Source organism: Mesomycoplasma ovipneumoniae ATCC 29419, from assembly GCF_028885435.1.
GTDB lineage: Bacteria > Bacillota_I > Bacilli_A > Mycoplasmatales > Metamycoplasmataceae > Mesomycoplasma > Mesomycoplasma ovipneumoniae.
In genome coordinates, this window is the sequence record NZ_CP118522.1 from 699,426 (window position 1) to 720,408 (window position 20,983).

General features: G+C 29.5%; 14 protein-coding genes. 10 read left to right on the forward strand and 4 right to left on the reverse strand.

Annotated elements, in window-relative coordinates:
* Nucleotides 1–27 precede the first annotated feature (27 nt).
* From mgtE to PWA39_RS02555, 3 genes are all read right to left on the reverse strand, one after another.
* On the reverse strand, nt 28–1,491 hold the full coding sequence (gene mgtE, locus PWA39_RS02545; protein WP_274827420.1) for a magnesium transporter: 1,464 nt from the start codon (nt 1,489–1,491) through the stop codon (nt 28–30).
* Between the two features lie 6 nt (nt 1,492–1,497).
* Entirely contained in the window at nt 1,498–2,109 is a 612-nt protein-coding gene (locus PWA39_RS02550; RefSeq protein WP_044283912.1) for a diadenylate cyclase, read from the reverse strand.
* Nucleotides 2,110–2,939: 830 nt separating this feature from the next.
* Nucleotides 2,940–5,954: an IMCp domain-containing protein gene (locus PWA39_RS02555; protein ID WP_069099589.1), complete on the reverse strand. Its 3,015-nt coding sequence runs from the start codon at nt 5,952–5,954 to the stop codon at nt 2,940–2,942.
* Between the two features lie 1,230 nt (nt 5,955–7,184).
* Here PWA39_RS02555 and PWA39_RS02560 point away from each other — a divergent pair.
* The 5 genes from PWA39_RS02560 to PWA39_RS02580 all read left to right on the forward strand — a co-directional run bounded on the left by PWA39_RS02560 (nt 7,185) and on the right by PWA39_RS02580 (nt 12,618).
* Complete coding sequence (locus PWA39_RS02560; RefSeq protein WP_069099529.1) at nt 7,185–8,399, forward strand: phosphoglycerate kinase; 1,215 nt, start codon at nt 7,185–7,187, stop codon at nt 8,397–8,399.
* 107 nt (nt 8,400–8,506) lie between these two features.
* On the forward strand, nt 8,507–9,340 hold the full coding sequence (locus PWA39_RS02565; protein WP_069099528.1) for a MurR/RpiR family transcriptional regulator: 834 nt from the start codon (nt 8,507–8,509) through the stop codon (nt 9,338–9,340).
* Nucleotides 9,341–9,454: 114 nt separating this feature from the next.
* Complete coding sequence (locus tag PWA39_RS02570) at nt 9,455–11,443, forward strand: fructose-specific PTS transporter subunit EIIC (protein ID WP_069099527.1); 1,989 nt, start codon at nt 9,455–9,457, stop codon at nt 11,441–11,443.
* Nucleotides 11,443–11,712: a hypothetical protein gene (locus PWA39_RS02575; RefSeq protein ID WP_069099526.1), complete on the forward strand. Its 270-nt coding sequence runs from the start codon at nt 11,443–11,445 to the stop codon at nt 11,710–11,712. Before PWA39_RS02570 ends, PWA39_RS02575 begins: the two co-directional genes overlap by 1 nt.
* The gene (locus PWA39_RS02580; protein WP_069099525.1) at nt 11,713–12,618 is read left to right on the forward strand and encodes a type I phosphomannose isomerase catalytic subunit; all 906 of its coding nucleotides are present in this window, start codon (nt 11,713–11,715) and stop codon (nt 12,616–12,618) included.
* A gap of 668 nt (nt 12,619–13,286) precedes the next feature.
* On the opposite strand, the gene PWA39_RS02585 is transcribed toward PWA39_RS02580, so the two are convergent.
* Nucleotides 13,287–13,919, reverse strand: a complete 633-nt coding sequence (locus PWA39_RS02585) for a hypothetical protein (protein WP_069099524.1) — start codon at nt 13,917–13,919, stop codon at nt 13,287–13,289.
* Between the two features lie 412 nt (nt 13,920–14,331).
* Between PWA39_RS02585 and PWA39_RS02590 the strand changes: the two genes are divergently transcribed.
* From PWA39_RS02590 to PWA39_RS02610, 5 genes are all read left to right on the forward strand, one after another.
* Nucleotides 14,332–15,396 (forward strand): DUF3137 domain-containing protein, encoded by a 1,065-nt coding sequence (locus PWA39_RS02590; protein ID WP_069099523.1) that lies wholly within the window; start codon nt 14,332–14,334, stop codon nt 15,394–15,396.
* Between the two features lie 69 nt (nt 15,397–15,465).
* The gene (locus PWA39_RS02595) at nt 15,466–16,113 is read left to right on the forward strand and encodes a LemA family protein (RefSeq protein WP_069099522.1); all 648 of its coding nucleotides are present in this window, start codon (nt 15,466–15,468) and stop codon (nt 16,111–16,113) included.
* Nucleotides 16,114–16,524: 411 nt separating this feature from the next.
* On the forward strand, nt 16,525–17,589 hold the full coding sequence (locus PWA39_RS02600) for a DUF3137 domain-containing protein (RefSeq protein WP_069099521.1): 1,065 nt from the start codon (nt 16,525–16,527) through the stop codon (nt 17,587–17,589).
* Nucleotides 17,590–18,379: 790 nt separating this feature from the next.
* Nucleotides 18,380–18,943: an elongation factor P gene (gene efp / locus PWA39_RS02605; protein ID WP_044283931.1), complete on the forward strand. Its 564-nt coding sequence runs from the start codon at nt 18,380–18,382 to the stop codon at nt 18,941–18,943.
* A 1-nt stretch (nt 18,944) separates the two neighbouring features.
* The gene (locus PWA39_RS02610) at nt 18,945–20,864 is read left to right on the forward strand and encodes a transketolase (RefSeq protein WP_240534040.1); all 1,920 of its coding nucleotides are present in this window, start codon (nt 18,945–18,947) and stop codon (nt 20,862–20,864) included.
* Nucleotides 20,865–20,983 lie beyond the last annotated feature (119 nt).

Consider the following 20,983-nt stretch of genomic DNA (forward strand, 5'->3'; position numbering starts at 1 on the left):
TCTCCTGCCTAAAAAATGAACATTATACTACAATAATAAAAAAATAATAATTGTTACACCAAAAAATATTAAAGTAGAAATTGAATCTGTTACAGTTGCTAAAATTGGCGCTGACATAACAGCAGGATCTCTTTTTGTTGCTTTTGCAATCATTGGAATTATTGCACCAAGAATTTTAGAAAAAATAATTACAGTTAAAAGTGAAAATGATGAGGCAAAAGAAATAATTAAAACATAATCGCGAATCGTTAAATTTGAAATTGAATTTTCGGGAATTTGCGAGTTTTTGATCTCGCCAGAGAGAGTAAAATAAATTACTAACCGTATAAAGTTAAGAACCATCAAAACTGTACCAACAATAGCTCCAACGCCAATTTCTTTTAAAAGAACCTTAGAGAAAAAATTAGAACGATTAATTTCCTTTAGTGAAATCGAGCGGACAATTGTTGTTGCTGATTGGGAACCAGCATTTCCGGCCGATCCAGAAATTACCGGAATCATTGAGACAATTGTAGTAATAAAAGATGAAAGGCCAATTGATTTAATTGAATCATTTTCGGTAATTGCATCTGTGAATTGTTGAATAATAAACTGCGACAAGGTTGAGCCAAACATTAAAATTATTAGTCAAAAAACACGGGATTTAACAATTTGGATTATTGTGGTTTTAAGATAGGAATCCTCAACTTCTTGTGGTAAAATTCCGGCTAATTTATAAATATCACTTGTTGCTTCTTCTTTAACAATGTCAATAATATCATCACTTGTAACCATCCCGATTAATCTTTGGGCGGTATTTACAACTGGTAAAACGGAAAAATCATTTTTAGCGAAAACTTCAGCGGCATGCTCTTTTTTGTCAGTTGTTACTAAAAAAGGAACTTGAAAAACTATTTTTTCAATATTTAAATTAGGATCAGAAAAAACTATATCTTCAAGTGTCGCAGTGCCAATCATTTTTTTCTGCGAATCAACAACATAATAATAATGGACCAATTCAGAAATATCTTTATATTTACGGATTTTTTCAAGCGCTTGGGCACAAGTTAATTCATTTGAAAGATAAACAATATCAACCGACATAAAAGAGCCGATTTGGTTTGAATTATATTGTAAAAGTTGGTTAACTCTTTTTCTTGTATCTGGATCAATATTGCGCAAAATTCGTTTGGCAACATTATCAGGAACTTCATCTAAAAGCTCAACAATTTCATCAGCATAAAGTTCATCAAGAAGTTGATTCATCATTTCATTTGGCAAACTGATGACTAATTCTGATTGAATTTCAGCTGAAAAAAAGGTAAAAATTTCGCCGGCTGTAACGGTGTCTAGCATTCTAAAAAATAAAAGACGCTGAAACTGACTAAATTTAGATACTTCTTCAGCTACTTCTGAAAGTGGTTTTTGGTTTGTGTATTCACGGACTTGATTAATTTTTTTATTGTTTACTAAATCAATTAACAAAGAACTTTTTGGTTCAAAATTTTGCATTAAAAGTTATTTTTTAGCAGTATTTGTTTGACTTGAATTTAGTTCTTTTGTTAAAACTTCAGTAAAAGTTTCAAGATTTGTAACCTTAAAAAAATTTGCATCACGAACAATCACAACCTCACCACTTTGTTCTGAAACAACAACTGTTATTGAATCAGAAACCTCAGAAATACCTAAAGCAGCCCGGTGTCGGGCGCCATATCGGTCTTCAAGTGTTGATTCAGAAACCGAAAAATATGTAGAGGCATACAAAATTCGGTCATCAACAATAATAACTGCCCCATCATGCAATGGCGAACTTTTTTGGAAAATAGCGATTAAAAGCGAGGAATTTATTAAAGAATCAATTTTTACCCCGTCAGTACGGAGGCTATCAAGAAGAATGTTGCGTTGCAAAGTGATAATTGCACCGACTTTATTTTTTGACAAATATTTAACTGCAAAATAAAGTTCATAAACTATTTTTCTTTGTGTAGATATGCCTAAATCAACAAAACTACGATTCACCTTGTTTTTATGCAGTGTTTTTATATGGTTGTAAATAAAAAAAACTGCAAAAAAAAGACCTAAAACTAGGGTTAATGCTGAAATTATCAAAACAACAATATCTAAGTCCATAATAGCCCCTTTTTACTTTATTTAAAATATTATATATTATTTTTTTATTTTCGACAAACAATTATTTTTAATTATTTTTTTACAGTTTTTTACTTTTTAAAAAAATATAATCTCTTTTACTAAAAATTTTAAGAAAAAGGGTGTATATCCACAGTTTCCCAGTTTGATAAGCTAATCTTAAAAAAGTGTCTGGTTTTAGGGGTTTTTTGCTTAAAAAGCAAAATTATAAAATATTTAAACTACCTTTTTTAGTTAAAAAACTAGCAAAAATCATAAAAAACACAACTACTATTTAAACTCAATGCAAATAGAAAGCTCGTTTTTACTTACATTGAGCCTAAAAAATATATGAAGTTTTGAAAGAACTAAAAGCCCTAAATTTGTAGATTTCTAAACGGTCAAATTTAAGGCATTCCATCATATTTAAAAACATAATGGAAAATTCGCACTATTTGATTTTTTTATGACAAAAAACATAACTAATTCCCCCTTTAATTCAATTTCAAAATTTATTAATTATTCTTAGTGAGACTAATTATAACTTAAAATTCTTTTAGACCAAGCATTTTTTAAAAATTTTTTTGCAAAACGTCAATTTCAAAATAATAAAATTAAGTTTTTATCCTCAAAAACACGGATTTACCGTTATTTTTGCATATTTATATTCACAAAAAAAGTAAATTTTTGCCATCAAGCCGTAAACTCAGGACAAACAATTATTTTTAATTATTTTTTTCAGCTTTTTACTTTTTAAAAAAAATATAAACTCCTTTTTCCTAAATTTTTTAAGAAAAAGGAGTTTATATAAATGGTGGAACAAAGTAAAATTTTTAAATAATACCAGCACCGTATAAAATAAACATAATCACAACAACAAGAATTACAGCAATCAAGGCAAAAACGATAAATCATAAAACATAAGAAGGAAGACCTCAAATTGTTGATTTTTCGGTTGCAACGATAATAATTTCTTCATCTTCATCCACGCTTGAAGTTGAAGCGGCAATTACTCGAGTAGCCTCGTCAACACTTAAATCACCAAGTCCAACTGAAAGTCCGCCAGATGATTGGACATTATAACCACCAAAGCCACGTTTTGTGTTAAATAATTCATCATCAACGATTGAACTGTGATCGCCACGGTTGAGATCTAAGAAAGCCTGATAGACAATTCCTTGGAATAATGGGATAATTGCTGGAAATTTATTTAGTTCAAAAGTCCCAATTTGTGGATAATAAGGGTGAATTTTGACTCAAGAATAATCAAGAACTGGCTCAACTATTTTAGGAGGTTCGACTATTTGCGGAATTTCAACTATTTCAATTCGGGGAGGCTCAACTATTTCAATTTTAGGAATATCAACTATTTCAACAATTTTTTCATGAACAATTGGGCGTCCGTGTTTTAAAACTGAAAGTGGATCAACGTGATTGAAACTATCAGGGTGGTTTCAGAAATTAATTACTTTTAATAAATAGTCAATTGAAATTCCCTTTTTGGCAAAAAGGTATTTACATGCTGGACAATTTTTGGCCTCAAGTAAAAAAGTGCGATACTTTTGACAAAAACGGCAAGAATAAACATGTAAACAAGAGGAACAATTTTGATTAAAAAGTGCATCTGACTCAAATAAATTATATCTTAAAAGTGCTCGTGATTCATAATAAGGATAAAATGAAAGTTCAGCAATTTTTTGTTCAATGTCGATATTTTTCTTTTTAAGAATTAGCTGACATGCTTGACATTTGCGAGCTTCACGATAATAAGCAGCTAATTTGCGGCACTTTGGACAGAAGAAATTATGATTGCAAGCTGGACAAGGCGAATTATAAGTTTGCTGCCAAATTAATGAGGTTAATTTTTGGAGATCATTTGTTCTTAGTTCTTTTAATTTTTTCTCAAGGTCAAAGTTTTGCGCTCTAAATTTAGCAAGGCAAGCTGGACAATTTTTGGCTTCAAGTAAATAAGTTGCATATTTTTGACATCACTGACAAGATGCGTTATGAAAACAAGCTTTACATTTGATATTATTTGCTAAATTATTATAATATGAATTGCTTCGGAGTAAATTTATCTTAGCATCAAGGTCAAAATTTTGTTTCTTAAATTTAGCAAGGCAGGATGGACAATTTTTGGCCTCAAGTAAATAGGTACGATATTTTTGACACCAAGGGCAAGTTGCATTATGGTTGCAGGCTTTGCAATTTACAGTTGATTTTAATGAAGCTAAATGACTAAAATATGAATTATCACGAAGTAAATTTAATTTAGCGTCAATGTCAAAATTTCGTTGCTTAAATTTATCAAGGCAAGCTGGACAATTTTTGGCTTCAAGTAAATAGGTGCGATATTTTTGACACCAAGGACAAGTTGCATTATGGTTGCAAGCAACACACTTGCTAAAATAAGGGTTTTTTAATAAGTAAGAGGGATAGCTCGGATGTGAAAGTTCACGAATTTTTTGTCTAACACTAATATTTTTAGCTTCAAAAAGTGCTTTACATTTAGGACAATTTTGAGCCTCATTTAAATAAGTGCGGTATCTTTGACACCAAGAACAAAGGGCATTATGAACACAAGTTTTGCAAATTTTTGGTTCTTTTTTGGAAAAGCTAACAATATTATGGGCTGGAAGTCTTAGTTGGGAAATTTTTTCAAGATAGTCAAAATTTTTTTGCTTAAATCTATCAAGGCAAGCTGGACAATTTTTGGCTTCAATTAAATAAGTGCGGTATCTTTGACATCAAGAACAACTTTTATTATGTCCACAAGTCTGACAAGAATGAGATGAGTCTGAATTTTCAGGAGAAAAATCGCAATATTCTGAATGAATTTGGTGATTTTCTTCTTGAGCAAAATTATTAGCTGTTTTTGACGAATAAATTTGATCTTCGGACTGATCATGATCAGAGTGATTATCTTTTTCTAAAAATTCATCTTCAAATTCATGGTCACTGACTTTTTTAACTAATGCTTGACTTACTGAGTCAACTTTTTCAAGCAACTCATTGTCAAATTCATCAGAAATATCTTGATTAAAAACTAAATTTGGTGAAATTTTAGCTAAATTTTGCTCATTTTCTTCTGATGAATTAAGGTCATCTTCTTGGTTTTCGTCTTGGTCAAATTCTTCTAAAATTTCAGAATCTTCTTCTAAATTAGATTCATGAGTCTTTTGTGCTGAAAGTTCTGAGTTTTCTAAATTAACTAAAGAAGAATTTTTGTCATCTTCTTGGTCTAAATCATCTGCTGATTCAATAATTTCAAGCTCAACTAAATGACAAGGACATTCACTATTAAGCTCTTCAAGATGATTTTCATCATCACAAACTGGACACTCAATTGGGTGATCGGTGTTATTTTGTTTTAATGCATAGAGAATTTCTTCGATAGTTTTCTCATTTTCAGTAATTAAAATTTCGGTTTTTGGTTTTTCTTTGTTTAATTTAGATTTTAAACTTTGTAAATCAAAATCTTGTGATTGGTGCAAAGTTAAATTTTTAGGTTGACTAGTTTTTTGATTTGGCTGAGTTGATTCATTTAGATTGAAATTCGGGTCATCAGCCAAAATTTTAGCTATAAATTGTTCTTTTTTTTCTTGACTAAGTGACCTAAAATTAATCGCTAAAGGAAAGGAAATTACAGATCCAAATTTCTTATTACGCAAAACTCAAAGCCGAACTGGTGTTTTAAGACTTTCAATTTTTAGAAAAACATCAACTAGAGAGTTAAAAAGACCAACGGTTTCCTTTGCGAATTTTAGCCTATAATAACAGTCTTTTTCATTGTGAAACTCGTCACAAATCTCTGTGAGATAAAATCTTAACGTTTTGGTTTTGTTCATTTTTCTAGCGACTTCTTTTTGATCTTTATATTTAAAGTAATGTAAATTATAGAATAAAATTTGTAATTATACTAATAAAAAATAAATTTTGCTTTTGAACAAACGCAAAATCTATTTCAATTTTAACATAAAACGAATAAATTTTAATGTTATTTTCACAAATTTTTCTGTTTTTACATTTTAGTTTTGATTTTTTGCCTTTTTGAAAATTATACTATAATTTTAAAGCATATTTTAATTTTTTATATATTATTTTTTGCATTTTTTTTCATTTAACAAAAAAATTGCAAAAATAAAAATTAAAAGGCTTATAAGACAAAAAAGCTATAAATTCATAGCACAAAATTTATTTTTAGTTTTTTTAGATATGTTAATTTACTAGTTTATCACGAGTTTCGCAGTTCGATGAGAAAATCTTAAAAAAAGTGTGTGTGATTTTCGGACTTTTTTAACTTTTTTGTCAAAGTTAATAACCTATTTTAAATATTCGGGTTACTAGGAACACCATCGCGATTTTTAAACATGATTTGCTGATTTGAAGTATAAATTCAACGCTTTGTCTTAATTTTTGCCATCAAACTAGGAAAATCAGGAAAAATAACTATCAAAGCAAAACACTAAATTTTAAATCTAAGACTCATAAAAAGAAAAATCTACTCATTAATCAAATAAAACAAACTAAAAAAGCTAAAATTTTAGCTTAAAAAGCAAAATTATGAAATATTTAAACTGCTTTTTTAGTTTAAAACACTGACATAAATCATAAAAATACAACTACTATTTAAACTCAATGTAAATAGAAAACTCGTTTTTACTTACATTGAGCCTAAAAAAATATATGAAGTTTTGAAAGAACAATAACTAAAAGCCATAAATTTGTAGATTTCTAAACGGTCAAATTTATGGCATTCCATCATATTTAAAAATATAATGGATAATTCGCATTTTCTGATTTTTTTATGGCAAAAACATTCTTAATTCCCCCTTAATTCAATATCAAAATTTATTAATTATTCTTAGTGAGTCATATTATAACAGAAATTTTTTTAGAGCAAGCATTTTTTTTTTTTTTTTGCAGGAATATTAGATAAAACCTTAAAGGACTTATGAGCCAAAAAAAGCTATAAATTCATAAGACAAAATTTATTTCGAGTTTTTTTAGATATATTAATTTATTAGTTTATAATTTTAAGCGTAACATTAATTTTTTTTAAAGGAAAATAATAAAGAATGATACCAACCTATAAAACTAAAAAATTTATTGATGAAATTAAATTTTTTAATAAAAAAGTTCTTTTACGTGTTGATTTTAATGTTCCAATTCTTGAAGGGAAAATTACTTCAACAAAAAGAATTACCGCGAGTTTAAAAACCATTGAGAAAATTGTTACTGATGGTGGTAAACTTATAATTTTATCACACCTTGGTAGGGTTAAAACCCCTGAAGATTTGAAAAAAAAGTCACTACGAATTGTTGCCGAAGAATTAGCTAAAATTTCACAAAAAGAAGTCAAATTTGTTGCTCAAAACCGAGGCAAAGAAGTTGAAGAAGCAATTGATCAACTTGAAAACGGACAAATTTTAGTGCTTGAAAACACAAGATTCCAAGATCTTGAAAACAAAGCTGAATCAAAAAATAATCCAGAACTTGGAAAATATTGAGCTTCATTAGGTGATGTTTTTATAAATGACGCCTTTGGGACACTTCACCGTGCTCATGCATCTAATGTCGGAATTGCAACTCACATCAAAGAATCAGCAATCGGTTATCTTGTAAAAGAAGAACTTGATGCACTGTCAAAAATTGTTTTCGAACCACAAAAGCCTTTTTATGCAATTATTGGTGGGGCAAAAATTTCTGACAAAATCGGGATAATTTCAACTCTACTTGAAAAAGCTGACAAAGTTTTAATTGGTGGAGGAATGGGTTATACATTCAAAAAAGCCCTTGGATACAAAATTGGAAAGTCAATTGTTGAAGAAGACAAAATTGATTTAGCCCTAAGTTTGATTAAAAAGTACTCTGATAAATTAATTTTACCCCTTGATGCTGCTTTGTCTGATAAATTTGAAGATGTAGCCCCGGTTTATAACGAAAAAAATCCACTTGAAATTCCAGATGACCTTGAAGGTTTAGATATTGGTCCAATGACTATTAAATTATTTGAATCACATTTAAAAGATGCAAAAACTATTTTGTGAAATGGAACTCTTGGTGTTGCTGAGTTTTCTAATTTTGCCACCGGAACTCGTGAAATTGCAAAAGTAATTTCAAAACTTGAAAATTGCTACAGCGTAATTGGTGGCGGTGATTCAGTTGCCGCAATTGAAGCTGAAAAATTAGGTGATGCTTTTAGTCATGTTTCAACTGGTGGTGGTGCTTCAATTAGTTTTATTGAAAAAGGCGATCTTATCGGTCTAGGCCCAATTCAGGAAAAAGCCTAAGAATTTATAGCATTTTTTTAATTTTCTCACTTAACAAGTCCTGTTTTTTAAAACCAAAAACAGGACTTGTTCATTTTTTATTTTATAAGTAAAGTAGATTAATTTTTATGAAAAGTGTTTTCTTTGACGAAAAAATTGTTGAATCTCTAACTAAAACTGAAAAAATTATTATTAAATTGGCAGAGGAAAATCCACAATTTTTCTATCAGTCCAATCTAAAATCATTAGCAAATAAAACCCAATCTTCAATAACACTCATTTCAAATTTAGCAAAAAAATTAAGCTTTTCTAGCTTTAAAGAAATGCAGTTTCATGTTTATTATTTATTCCTTAATTCAGCACAAATTTCAAATAAAGTAAAAAATCAGCAAAAAACTGATAAAAACAAGCTAATTATCGAACAGCTTTATAAATATTATCATAATTCACTAGTTCAGACATTAGAGCTTGTTGACCTTGAAAAAATCCAAGATTTTGCCCGCAAAATTATCGAGAGCAAAAAAATTTTTATCTATGGGGCCGGTTCTTCTTCAATTGGAGCCAGTGAATTAGCAATCAATTTACAAAAATTGGGGCTAAATTCAGTTAGTTTTCGTGATTTTCATAATTTTTTATTAGTTAGCGTTCAACCTCAAGCGCTAAAAATTTTGTTTTCAAAATCTTGTAAGACAAAAGAAATTAATTTTGTTATTAAAAAGTTTATTGAAAATAACGACAATTTTATTGTAATAACAGCAAAAAAACAAATCGATATTCCCAAAAAAAATTTAATTTTTTACCAAACACTTGAACAAAAAAACCGTTTTATTTCGATCTCCTCAAAAATTAACCAACAATTTATTTCTGATGTTATTTTTTTCAGTGTTGCTAATTTAATTTCTGAGCAATACGAAGAAAATTACAAGAAAAACCTTGAAATTCTTAAAGAATGAAACGAGTAATTGAAAAACATTCATAAAAAACTTCAAATTTGTAAAAATATTTTTATTTTTCTTCTGTTTTTAACTAAATAATGGATTATTTAAGTATATAAAATTAAAAGAAAGGAAGGTTTTATGAGTATTTTTTCAAAAGATTTTATTTTTTTAGATCAAGATCTTAATTCAAAAGAAGAAGTTTTTGAATTTATTGCTCAAAAAGCAGTCAATCTTGGAATTGGAACTGAAAAAAATAAAATCTTTGACGATCTTTTGGCTCGTGAAAATGAAATTTCTACCGGACTTGAGTCAAATTTTGCAATTCCTCATGCTCAAAGTAGTGCTATTGAAAAGCCAGCACTGCTGTTTTTAAGTCTAAAATCTGAGCTTGATTGGCAAAATTTTGATGACTCTAAGGCAAAATTTATTTTTTGTATTTTGCTGCCAAAGTCTGGTTTTGAACAAAATCAAGTCGAAATTTTAGCAAAAGTTGCACGAATTATTCTTAATCCCGAAATTAAAGAAATAATTTTATCAAAAGATGAAAATGTTATTTTTGATAACATTTCAAAGTTTATTTTTGAAAAAGACCAGATGGAAAATCACGAGACAAATTCCCAAAAAATTCCCATAAATGCAAAAAAAGTTGTTGGAATCACATCTTGTACTGTTGGAATTGCTCACACTTATTTAGCAGCTGAAAAATTAGAAATGGGACTAAAACAAAATGGCTATATCCCCAAAATTGAAACTCGAGGGTCAGTTGGACCTAAAAATGTTTTAACAAAAGAAGATATTGAAGAGGCCGAATTTGTCATAGTTGCCAGCGATCTTGAAATTGACAGCTCAATTTTTGACCAAAAAAAGGTCTATTTTACAAGCACTAAAGCTGCAATCCATGAAACTGAAGATGTAATTCAAAAAGCAAAAAAAGCACCAATTTTACATAACAAACAAAAAAAACAAACCCAAAATCAGGAAAGCCGCACTAGCATTGTTAAACATATTATCACCGGAATTTCTTACATGATTCCTTATGTTGTCTTTGGTGGAATTATGATCGCCCTTTCACTAGGAATTGGAAAAGCGATTTATGGAAATGCTGAGGCAGCACCAAAAGGTGATTTTCTCTGATGAATGCTCGAAATTGGGGTAATTGCCTTTAAATTAATGATCGGTGTTTTAGGTGGCTACATTGCCTACTCGATTGCCGGACGGGCCGCTCTTGCACCAGGATTTATTGTTGCAACTGTCGGTAATACGAACGATTTATTCTATGGAATTGGCGGAATTTCTGTTCAGACACCGATGGGATTTATTGGCGCAGTAATTTTTGGAATTCTTGTTGGTTACAGTGTTAAATTCATTAACTCGCTAAAAATCCAAAAATCATTAAGCGCAATTTTACCAATTTTTGTAATTCCAATTGGAGTCAGCCTATTTTGATCTCTAGTTGTAATTTTCTTAATTGGCGCTCCTATTGGTTGAGTGCTTGATAAATTAATCGCTGGATTAAAGCATGTTTTTGAAAACAAAGACGGAATTGGTCTTGGAGTTGCCTTTCTTTTAGGTCTTTTACTTGGCGGAATGGCCGGATTTGACATGGGTGGCCCAGTAAATAAGGTTGCTTTTTTAACTTCAACCGCTCTTGTTTCAACTCAAGTTTATGAACCAATGGGAATGATGGCAGCAGCAATACCGGTTGCGCCAATTGGAATGGGAATTACAACCTTAATTTGACGTAGAAAATTTACAAAAGAGGAAAAATCACTCGGACTTTCAGCGATAATAATGGGATTTATTGGAATTTCTGAAGGTGCTATTCCTTTTGCAATCGCTGATCCAAAACGGGTAATTAGTGCTAATGTTATCGGTTCTGCAGTTGCTGGTGGACTTGCTGGACTTCTTGCTGTTACAAATCAAGCCGGACATGGCGGACCAATTGTTGCAATTCTTGGTGCTGTTGGTTCAATAAAACACGGAATTGGTCTTGGAATTGCCTTTTTCTTCTTGTCAGTTATTGTCGGAAGTTTTACTACCGCACTAATTTATGGGCTTTGAAAGGATCGAAACTTTAATATTTTTAGCAATTTAACCCGAAGAAATCACAAAAAAGGAGCTAAATAATGAAAATTAAGAAAATAGATAATAAAAAACTGTTTTATATTGTGATTTTTTTGTCTTTAGCTGTGCTTATTTTTGGAATTATCCTTATTAGTTTAAATATTACCGCACACCAAGAATTTATTAACGCAACAATTGCCAAAAAAGAAGCGGTACCAAGTCAAGGTTTTGTCTATGGCGTATTTTTACTAGTTATGGGAATTTTAGGACTTATTTTATCAGCATTTATCGGAAATGATGTTTTTAACAAAAAATTAGGTCAGTCTAACTAAATGAAAGATTATTTTGTTTTTGTTGAACCATACCAAAAAAATACTTTATGAGCGGGGCAAAATTTACAAAATCAGTTAAAATCTAGCCAAAAAATTGGTGAACTCTGACTAATTTCAGCACAAAAACACGGTATTTCGCGTGTCAGTGGGCAAAATTTAGACGAATTTTTTGCCCAAAACCGCAAATTTTTTGGCTTTTATCCACATAAAACTTACCCAAATCTTCATAAAATTATTGATGCTGGTCAAAAACTGAGTCTCCAAGTTCATCCTGATAATAAATTAGCAAAAAAATTGAATTCTTTTGGCAAAGATGAGGCTTGACTTGTGCTAAACAAAGGCGATGATCCTTTTATAATTGGTGCAAAATCAAATGATTTTGCTGAGAAAATTACAGAAATTAACAACGAAAATATCGACAAACACTGTAATTTTTGTGATCTTGAAAAAAATGATTTCGCCTATATTAGCGCCGGTCTTATTCATTCTATTCCTCAAGGTGCCCTTGTTTATGAAATTCAGCAAAATTCAGACTTAACTTTTCGAATTTTTGACTTTGACCGACTTGACACTAACGGACAAAAAAGAGAGCTTCATTTTGAACTTGCAAAGGTAGCGATAAATCCAAAATTAAGCCCAAAAATTATTCATGACAACAAAAAAAGTCAACAATCACTAGTTAAAAATAAATTTTTTAACCTTGAAAAAGTAAAAATTAACCAAAAATTTTTACTTTTCCCCCAAAATGATGTTTTTTGGTACGAAATTATTATAATTTCTGGTCATGGAAAAATTAATGATGCTCCTTTTAAGCCATTTGATGCCATATTAATATCAGGACAAATTGAAAAACCAATTGAATTCCAAGCAGAAAATGCACTAATTTTAATAAACAAAATAATTTAATTTTTTCTTGTTTTCCCGAGTTTGCCAGTTTGTTGAGATAATCTTAAAAAGTGTCCAGTTTTTGGGCACTTTTTTAACTTTTTTGGCAAAAGTTAATTACCTATTTTAAAACACTGGCAAAAATCAATTTATGGATAAAACAGCAAAAACCATCAAAAAATACAACTACTATTTAAACTCAATGCAAATAGAAAACTCGTTTTTATTTGCAGCGAGCCTAAAAAAACATATGAAGTTTTGAAAGAACAATAACCAAAAGCCCTAAATTTATAGATTTCTAAACGGTTAAATTTAAGGCATACCATCATATTTAAAAATATAATGGAAAAATTCGCATTTTCTGATTTTTTTAGACAAAAAACATAACTAATTACTCCTTAATTCAATATTAAAAATTTATTAATTTATTCTTAGTGACGATAATTATAACATAATTTTATTTTTGACCAAACATTTTTTTTTTTTTTTTTGCAAAAGGCTTATTTTAAAATAATAAAAATTAAGATTTTAGATCAAAAACCCGGATTTACTGGTATTTTTGCATACTTTTATTCACTAAAAGCAAATTTTTTCCATCAAACTGTCAGACTCAATATTTAATTTCCCTTATTTTTTGCAAAAATAAAAACCGCTAAAATGCGGTTTTTATTTTGAAAAACTTTGAAATTTTACTCAATTGCTTGAAAAGTATCTCTACTATTTTCAACATGTTCTGGTTTAAAAACAATTTTTTCTGAACCATCATCTTTTCAGAAAATAAATGTGTAAAATTTACCTTTTTCTAGTTTTTGATCTTGCTCATCTCAGTTAAAAACTAACGGAAATTCAATATTATCACCTTCAATTGCGGTTGTACGAGCGACCTTAACTTTCAAAGGATCAACTAAAGTATTGTCATTTAATGATTTTACCTCGCTAGCATAGGCACTTCATTTTCCTGTAACTCCTTTTACCGGTGAGTGATGCAATTGGAAACGGAAAACACCTTGACTATTTAGCCTATTTTCACTTCTTGCAGCTGGAAATAATAAGGTTCGAGTTTTGACATTATCTTTTTTTGGAATATTAAATGGAGCAGAATGAAAGTCGATTGTTTGATTGGTTTTTCTAGTTGTTGTTTTTTCTTTTTGAGTATCCATTTTTACTGGTTTAGTTTTGTCTTCTTGACTAGATTGGGAACCTTTTTTAGTTTCAGGAGCTGTTTGGTTATTGTGTTGGCATGATAAGACAATAAAAACTGGCAGCACAGAAGCTATTGGAAGAAGCCTTAATTTTGCAATTTTTTTTATATTTTTGAACATTTTTTTCCTTTCTTGGTCTGTTTTTTATTTTTTTGCTTTGAAAAACAAAGAATTTAAATAAAGCAATAAGATTTTACAGACGCCTTAATTTAAATTTGAAATTACAATATTATACTATTAATTTTTAAATTATTAATGCAAAAGTGCAAAAAAATTTTATATTTTTGGATTTTGAAAATTTACATGGTATATTTATTGTAAAATCAAAGGAAAAAGTGCAATAATTACTAATAAAATAGTACAAAAATTGATAAAAGTGGTAAAATCAAGACCATAGATATAAAAACTAGCTGACTGAATTTTTCACTAATTTAGCCACTTTTTAGCTATTTTTATTGGAAAATAACTAAAAAAGTGGATTAAAAAGAATGTTTTACAATAATTCCTTTTAAAATTGAACCAAGGAGTAAAAATGAAAATAATAAATGATTATTTTAAATTTGAAGACTATAAAAACAAGGCAAAAGAGGAATTTCGGCCTAAATTAGACGACATTATCAAGAAAAAGCATTCAAAGACTCTTGAAAAACTTGCTGGAATACAAAGTGTGGCAAAAACACTTAATATTGTCTCGTCAATTTCATTCGTTTTAACTGCGATTGCTATGTTTGTTGCTCTCAATTACGAGCTAGGAATTGGTGGTATCATTTTAGCAGTTATTCCGGGAATAGTTGCAATTGCTTCTACTTTTTATTTAGGAGTCAAAAAAAGGGAAATTAGGAAAATCACCGATGAAGTTTCAAAAGACGTTCTAGAAAGTTTTAAGCCAGAAGTTGCTTACAAAGCTGCCTATTCAATTTTAGATAAAGGAATGGATTATTTAGGTTTTAATCACCAACCTAGCAACAACATTCAAATTTCAAAAAATGAAATTACCAATCTTACTCCTGTTGAAATAATTGGCTCATCAAAGGCTTGAATTAGTGAAGTTAGACCTCTGAAAGAATTATTGATTGATGAAAAATTCCATGTTAGTTTTACAAATGTCCGCTGACAATGAAAAGAATGAAGAAATAAAGAAACTGTGATAAGGGAAAGTTTTACTGGAATTTTAAAAATTGACACTTCAATTTTAGGTGAAAAGGCATTTGATTTTAAACTTTTAAAACCAAGGGGCTGATTTTCTCAAAATGACAAAATCAAACTTGAAAACGAGGAATTTAACGAGGTTTTTAATCCGGAATCAAATGACAGATTTAAAATCAGAAAAATGTATACGCCGCTTGCAATGGAACTTTCACTAAAAAGATATTCTGACCGTGATGGTGTTAAAGTTAGGGATGTTACCATTGAATCTTCAGGGGATGCGATTTATTTTACTTACAGATGTGACTGAAATTTTATGTATGTTGATTTTCCAACACATATAAAAACAGCGGACGACTTTATTAATCACATTTTCAAAGATTTTTTGCTCGACACTTACAGTTTGTATTATCTTTTGTGTCTTATTTACGTTACTTTGTATTTGGATTAGTTAAAAATATGAAGTTTTTGAAAAAAATATGGTATAATTTGTAATTTAATTAATATTTAAAGGAAAAAAATGTCAAATTTATACAACCCTAAAAATGCTGGAAATATCGAAGGATTTGAGCCTCGAATTGATAATGACTCCAAAAAACCGACTGTTTCAACAGCGGCTAAAGTTGCATTTTGAACTTTGGGGACTTTATTTTTATTTATTGGTCCAATTTATTACATTTCGCAAAAAAATAATTTTATGCGCCAACAGAATTTAATCAATGAATCAGCAGGTACAATCGAGGTTCAACTTGAGCAACGTAGTGCAACTTTATTGAAATTAGCTGACCAAGTTCGTTCATATCGTGAATATGAAAAATCAATTTTAAGCGATATTACAAGATTACGAAGTTTAAAATCAAACATAGAAAATGCACAAGAAATTGAAAATTTAAACAATTCATTATTTGGTAGACTAATTGCAGTAAGTGAAAATTACCCTGAATTGCAAGCATCAAAAATTTATCAAGAATTAATTGAGCAAACGTCCTATTTAGAAAGAGAATTAGCGGCTGCAAGAAGACTTTATAATAGTAATGTTAATTCTTTTAACACCGAAATTTTTGTCTTTCCTTCTTCAATTGTTGCATCTTCAATGAATTTAACAACCTACCCAATGTTTAGCGCAAGCAACCAAAATCGCCAAGATGTATCATTCAAAGATTTTTAATTTTTTATTAAAAATCAACCACTGCAAAAAAGCATCCTAAAAACAGACATAATTTCTCAATGAATTTACAATTCAAACAATATAAAATTTAAAAAACACACTTTTAGACAAATAATATCCTTTTAAATCTAAGAAATATTTGCTTAAATTAATTCTTCAGATTTTTTGAGATTATTTGTCTTATTTTTTTATATTAATTTAAGTTGATTAGTCCACTAATTTTTTGTTAGCCAAACTAATAATAAACCGCATTTTAAAAGTCTAAAAAACTTTAACTTTATAAGTGAAAAAACAAAAAACCTTGTAATTTATAGCATTTTTTAGCTGTTTTTATTTAAAAATAACTAAAAAACCGGACTAAAAAAGAGTATTTTTATGATAATTCCTTTTAAAATTAACTAAGGAGTAAAAATGAAAATAATAAGTGATTATTTTAAATTTGAAGACTATAAAAACAAGGCAAAAGAGGAATTTCGGCCTAAATTAGACGAAATTATCAAGAAAAAACATTCAAAGACTCTTGAAAAACTTGCTGAAATACAAAGAGTGGCAAAAAAACTTGATATTGTCTCGTTAATTTCATACATTTTAACTCCGGCTGGTATTTATGTTGCTATCAAATACAAGCTAGTGATTGGTGGCATCATTTTTGCAGTTATTTCCGGAATAATTGCAATTGCTTCTACTTTTTACTTAGGAATCAAAAAAAGGGAAATTAGGAAAATCACCAATGAAGTTTCAAAAGATCTCATAGATAATTTTAGACCAGAAGATGCTTACAAAACTGCCTTTTCAATTTTAGATAAAGGAATGGATTATTTAGGTTTTAATGACCAACCTAGCAACAACATTCTAATTTCAAAAAATGAAATTAGCAATCTTACTCCTGTTCAAATCATTGGCTCATCAAAGGCTTGAATTAGTGAAGTTAGACCTCTGAAAGAATTATTGATTGATGAAAAATTCCATGTTAGTTTTACAAATGTCCACTGACAATGAGAAGAAAAAAGAAAAAAAGAAACTGTAACAAAGCAAAGTTTTACTGGAATTTTAAAAATTGATACTTCAATTTTAGGTGAAAAGGCATTTGATTTTAAGCTTTTAAAACCAGGTGGCTGACTTTCTCAAAAAGACAAAATCAAACTTGAAAACGAAGAATTTAACAAGGTTTTTAATCCACAATCCAGTGACAGATTGAAAATCCGAAAAATGTATACACCGCTTGCAATGGAACTTTCACTAAAAAGATATTCTGACCGTGATGGCGTTAAGGTTTTGGATATTACCATTGAATCTTCAGGAGATGCCATCTATTTTACTTACAAATGCGACTGAAATTTTATGTATGTTGATTTTCCAACATCAATAAAAACCCCTGATGACTTTATTAATCACATTTTCAACGATTTTTTGCTTGACACTTACAGTTTGTATTATCTTTTGTGTCTTATTTACGTTACTTTGTATTTGGATTAGTTAAACACATAATATTCTCAAAAAAACCTTGTAATTTATAGCATTTTTTCAATTTTTTTGACAAAAGTTAATTACCTATTTTAAAACACTGGCAAAAATCAATTTATGGATAAAACAACAAAAATCATAAAAAAATACAACTACTATTTAAACTCAATGCAAATAGAAAACTCGTTTTTATTTAAATTGAGCCTAAAAAAAATATATGAAGTTTTGAAAGAACAATAATTAAAAGCCTTAAATTTATAGATTTCTAAACGGTTAAATTTAAGGCATTCCATTATATTAAAAACATAATGGATAATTCACATTTTCTGATTTTTTTATGGCAAAAACATAACTAATTCCCCCTTAATTCAATATCAAAATTTATTAATTTATTCTTAAGTGAGATTTATTATAGCATATTTTTTTCTTAAACCAAACATTTTTTTTTTTTTTTTTGCAGAATGTTAATTTTAAAATAATAAAACTTAATATTTTAGTGTCAAAAAAAAACGGATTTACGGGTATTTTTGTGAATTTAATTGACTAAAAAGTGAATTTTTGCCATCAAACTGTTAAACTCAGGCGGTCAAACAGACCAATTTTTTCCCGTTTTCTAGTTAGGTTTATACTTACCAAATTTTTTAAAAAAATACACTTAAAAAGCATATAAATTACTAAACTTGTTTTTATAGTGTTTTTGCTGTTTTAAATTTAATATACTTTATATTTTTAAATTTAATCGCTTTTTAAAATGTAATTTTATGGTATAATAGCTATTATTTCAAGTTTAGGAGGCGGTAAGATGATTAATGTTAATGAATTTCGACCTGGAATCACCTTTGAATTTGAAGGTGAAATTTTTGTCGTAATTTCAGCACAACATTCAAAACAAGGTCGCGGACAAGCGAACGTAAAAGCAAAAGTTAAAAATCTTCGCTCAGGAGCAACCACTATTAAGACATTTTCAGGTGGTGAAAGAGTTCAAAAAGCTCGTATTGACAAAATTACAATGGTTTTTCTATATAATGAAGGTCAAAATAGTGTTTTGATGGATGATTCTACCTATGAGCAAATTAGTATCGATAATGAAAAAATAGCCTGAGAACTCAATTTTTTATCTGAAGGTGTTAAGGTAAAATTGCGTAAATTTAATGATGAAATTTTAGATATTGAACTTCCGCCAAAAATTGAATTAAAAGTTGCCTCAACATTTGATGCCGTAAAAGGTAATACAACAACAAATCCAACAAAAAGAGCAACATTAGAAACTGGTTTTGAAATTGATGTTCCTTTATTTATTAAAGAAGACGAAATTATCGTTGTCTCAACTGAAGAAGGGAAATACGTTTCAAGAGGAGGACAATAAAATGAATAACGACACTAAAATAACTAATGCAGCAGAATTGGAATCTAAAGAAAAAGTTGATAAATTCAAAAAAAAGTTTAAATATCTTGAAGAATTAAGTGTAAATTCTCTAAGAATTCACAGTAACGAAGCAATAAATAAAGCAAATTCTGGTCACCCTGGCGTTGCAATTAGTGCTTCAAAAATGATTTATGCACTTTTTCGTGATCATATAAATTTTGACCTCAGTGATCCAAACTGAATTAATCGCGACCGTTTTGTTTTGTCTGCCGGTCATGCATCTTCGCTTTATTATGCACTTTTATATAGTTTAGGTTTATTAAAAAAAGAAGATCTTGAGAATTTTCGGCAAAAAAATTCAAAAACACCTGGACATCCAGAATACGGTCACACTGTTGGAGTTGAAGCAACAACTGGACCACTTGGCCAAGGGATTGCAATGGCCGTTGGAATGGCTCTTGCTCAGTCACATTTAAATGCAAAATTCAAAGAAATTAACCACTACACCTATGTAATTTGCGGGGATGGTGATCTTCAGGAGGGAATTTCCTATGAGTCACTTTCACTAGCGGGACATTTAAAACTTAAAAATTTCATTGTTTTGTATGACTCAAATGATATTCAACTTGACTCACCAGTAAGCGTTGTTTTTAGCGAAAATATGAAACAACGAATTGAATCTCAAGGTTTATTTTACCAATTAGTTCCAAAAGATGATGTAAAATTGATCTCAAAAGCAATTTCGAAGGCAAAAGCTTCCCGAAGACCAAGTTTTATTGAAATCAAAACTGTTATTGGTCAAGGTTCATCTAAACAAAACACTACCGAAGTTCACGGTGCTCCGCTAGGAGGCGATATTGTTAATTTAAAGAAAAATCTTAAATGAAAACACGAAGAAGATTTTTATCTTGACCCAGAAATTAGCAAACATTGGCAAAAAACACTTGTAAAAAGAACTCAAGCTAAAAAAGAAGCTTTTAAAATTTCGCCAGAACTTGAAGAATTTTTACAAAAAGGGCAAAATATTAATTTGGAAATTGATTTAGACCTTCCTAAAAATCAGGCAACCCGGGCAACATCGTCTTTAATTCTTGACTATATTTCCAAAAAAGTTCCTTATTGAATCGGTGGATCAGCTGATTTATCAGTTTCAACAAAAGCAAAAGGATCAGATGGTTATTTTAGTGACCAAAATTATCAAGGTCGAAATTTAATGTTTGGTGTTCGCGAATTTGCAATGAGTGCAATTGCAAATGGAATTGCCCTTCATTCAGTTTTACGCCCTTTTGTTTCAACATTTTTTGTCTTTGCTGACTATTTAAAGCCTGCCTTAAGACTCTCATCATTAATGAAATTGCCAGTAACTTACATTTTTACTCACGACTCCTTAATGGTTGGCGAAGATGGACCGACCCACCAGCCAATTGAACAACTTGCAATGCTTAGATCAGTTCCTAATTTTGCTGTCTATCGTCCTGGTGATGAAAATGAACTAAAAGGAGCTTACGAACTTGCTCTTGAAAGCAAAGATAAACCTTGTGCAATAATTTTAACTCGCCAAAATATCAAATCATTTACTGAATCAAAGGATAATTTCAAACTTGGAGCCTACTTAGCTCAAAAAAGTAAATCAAAATGAGCAATTATTACTACCGGTAGTGAGTTAGGACTGGCAAAAGAAGTCGCTCAAAAGTTAGACCTAAATTTAATATCGCTATCAAATTGACAAAATACACCAATTTGAGATCCAAATTTTGCAATTTCACTTGAATTAGCTTCTACTTTTGGTTGAAAAGCACATGCAAAATATAATTTTGGTCATGATACCTTTGGAATGTCAGCCCCTGCAGAACACATTCTTGATGAAATTGGCTTTCGAAGTAAGGATCTTGTTGAAAAAATTAAAAAAATTATTGCCTAATTTTTTTAATTAGCATATTAATTTTTGACACATTCAAAAAAGTGCGCCAAAATGAAACAATACAAATTCACAGTTAAAGACAAAATTAAATACGTCAAAATTGCTGAATTTAAAGGGTT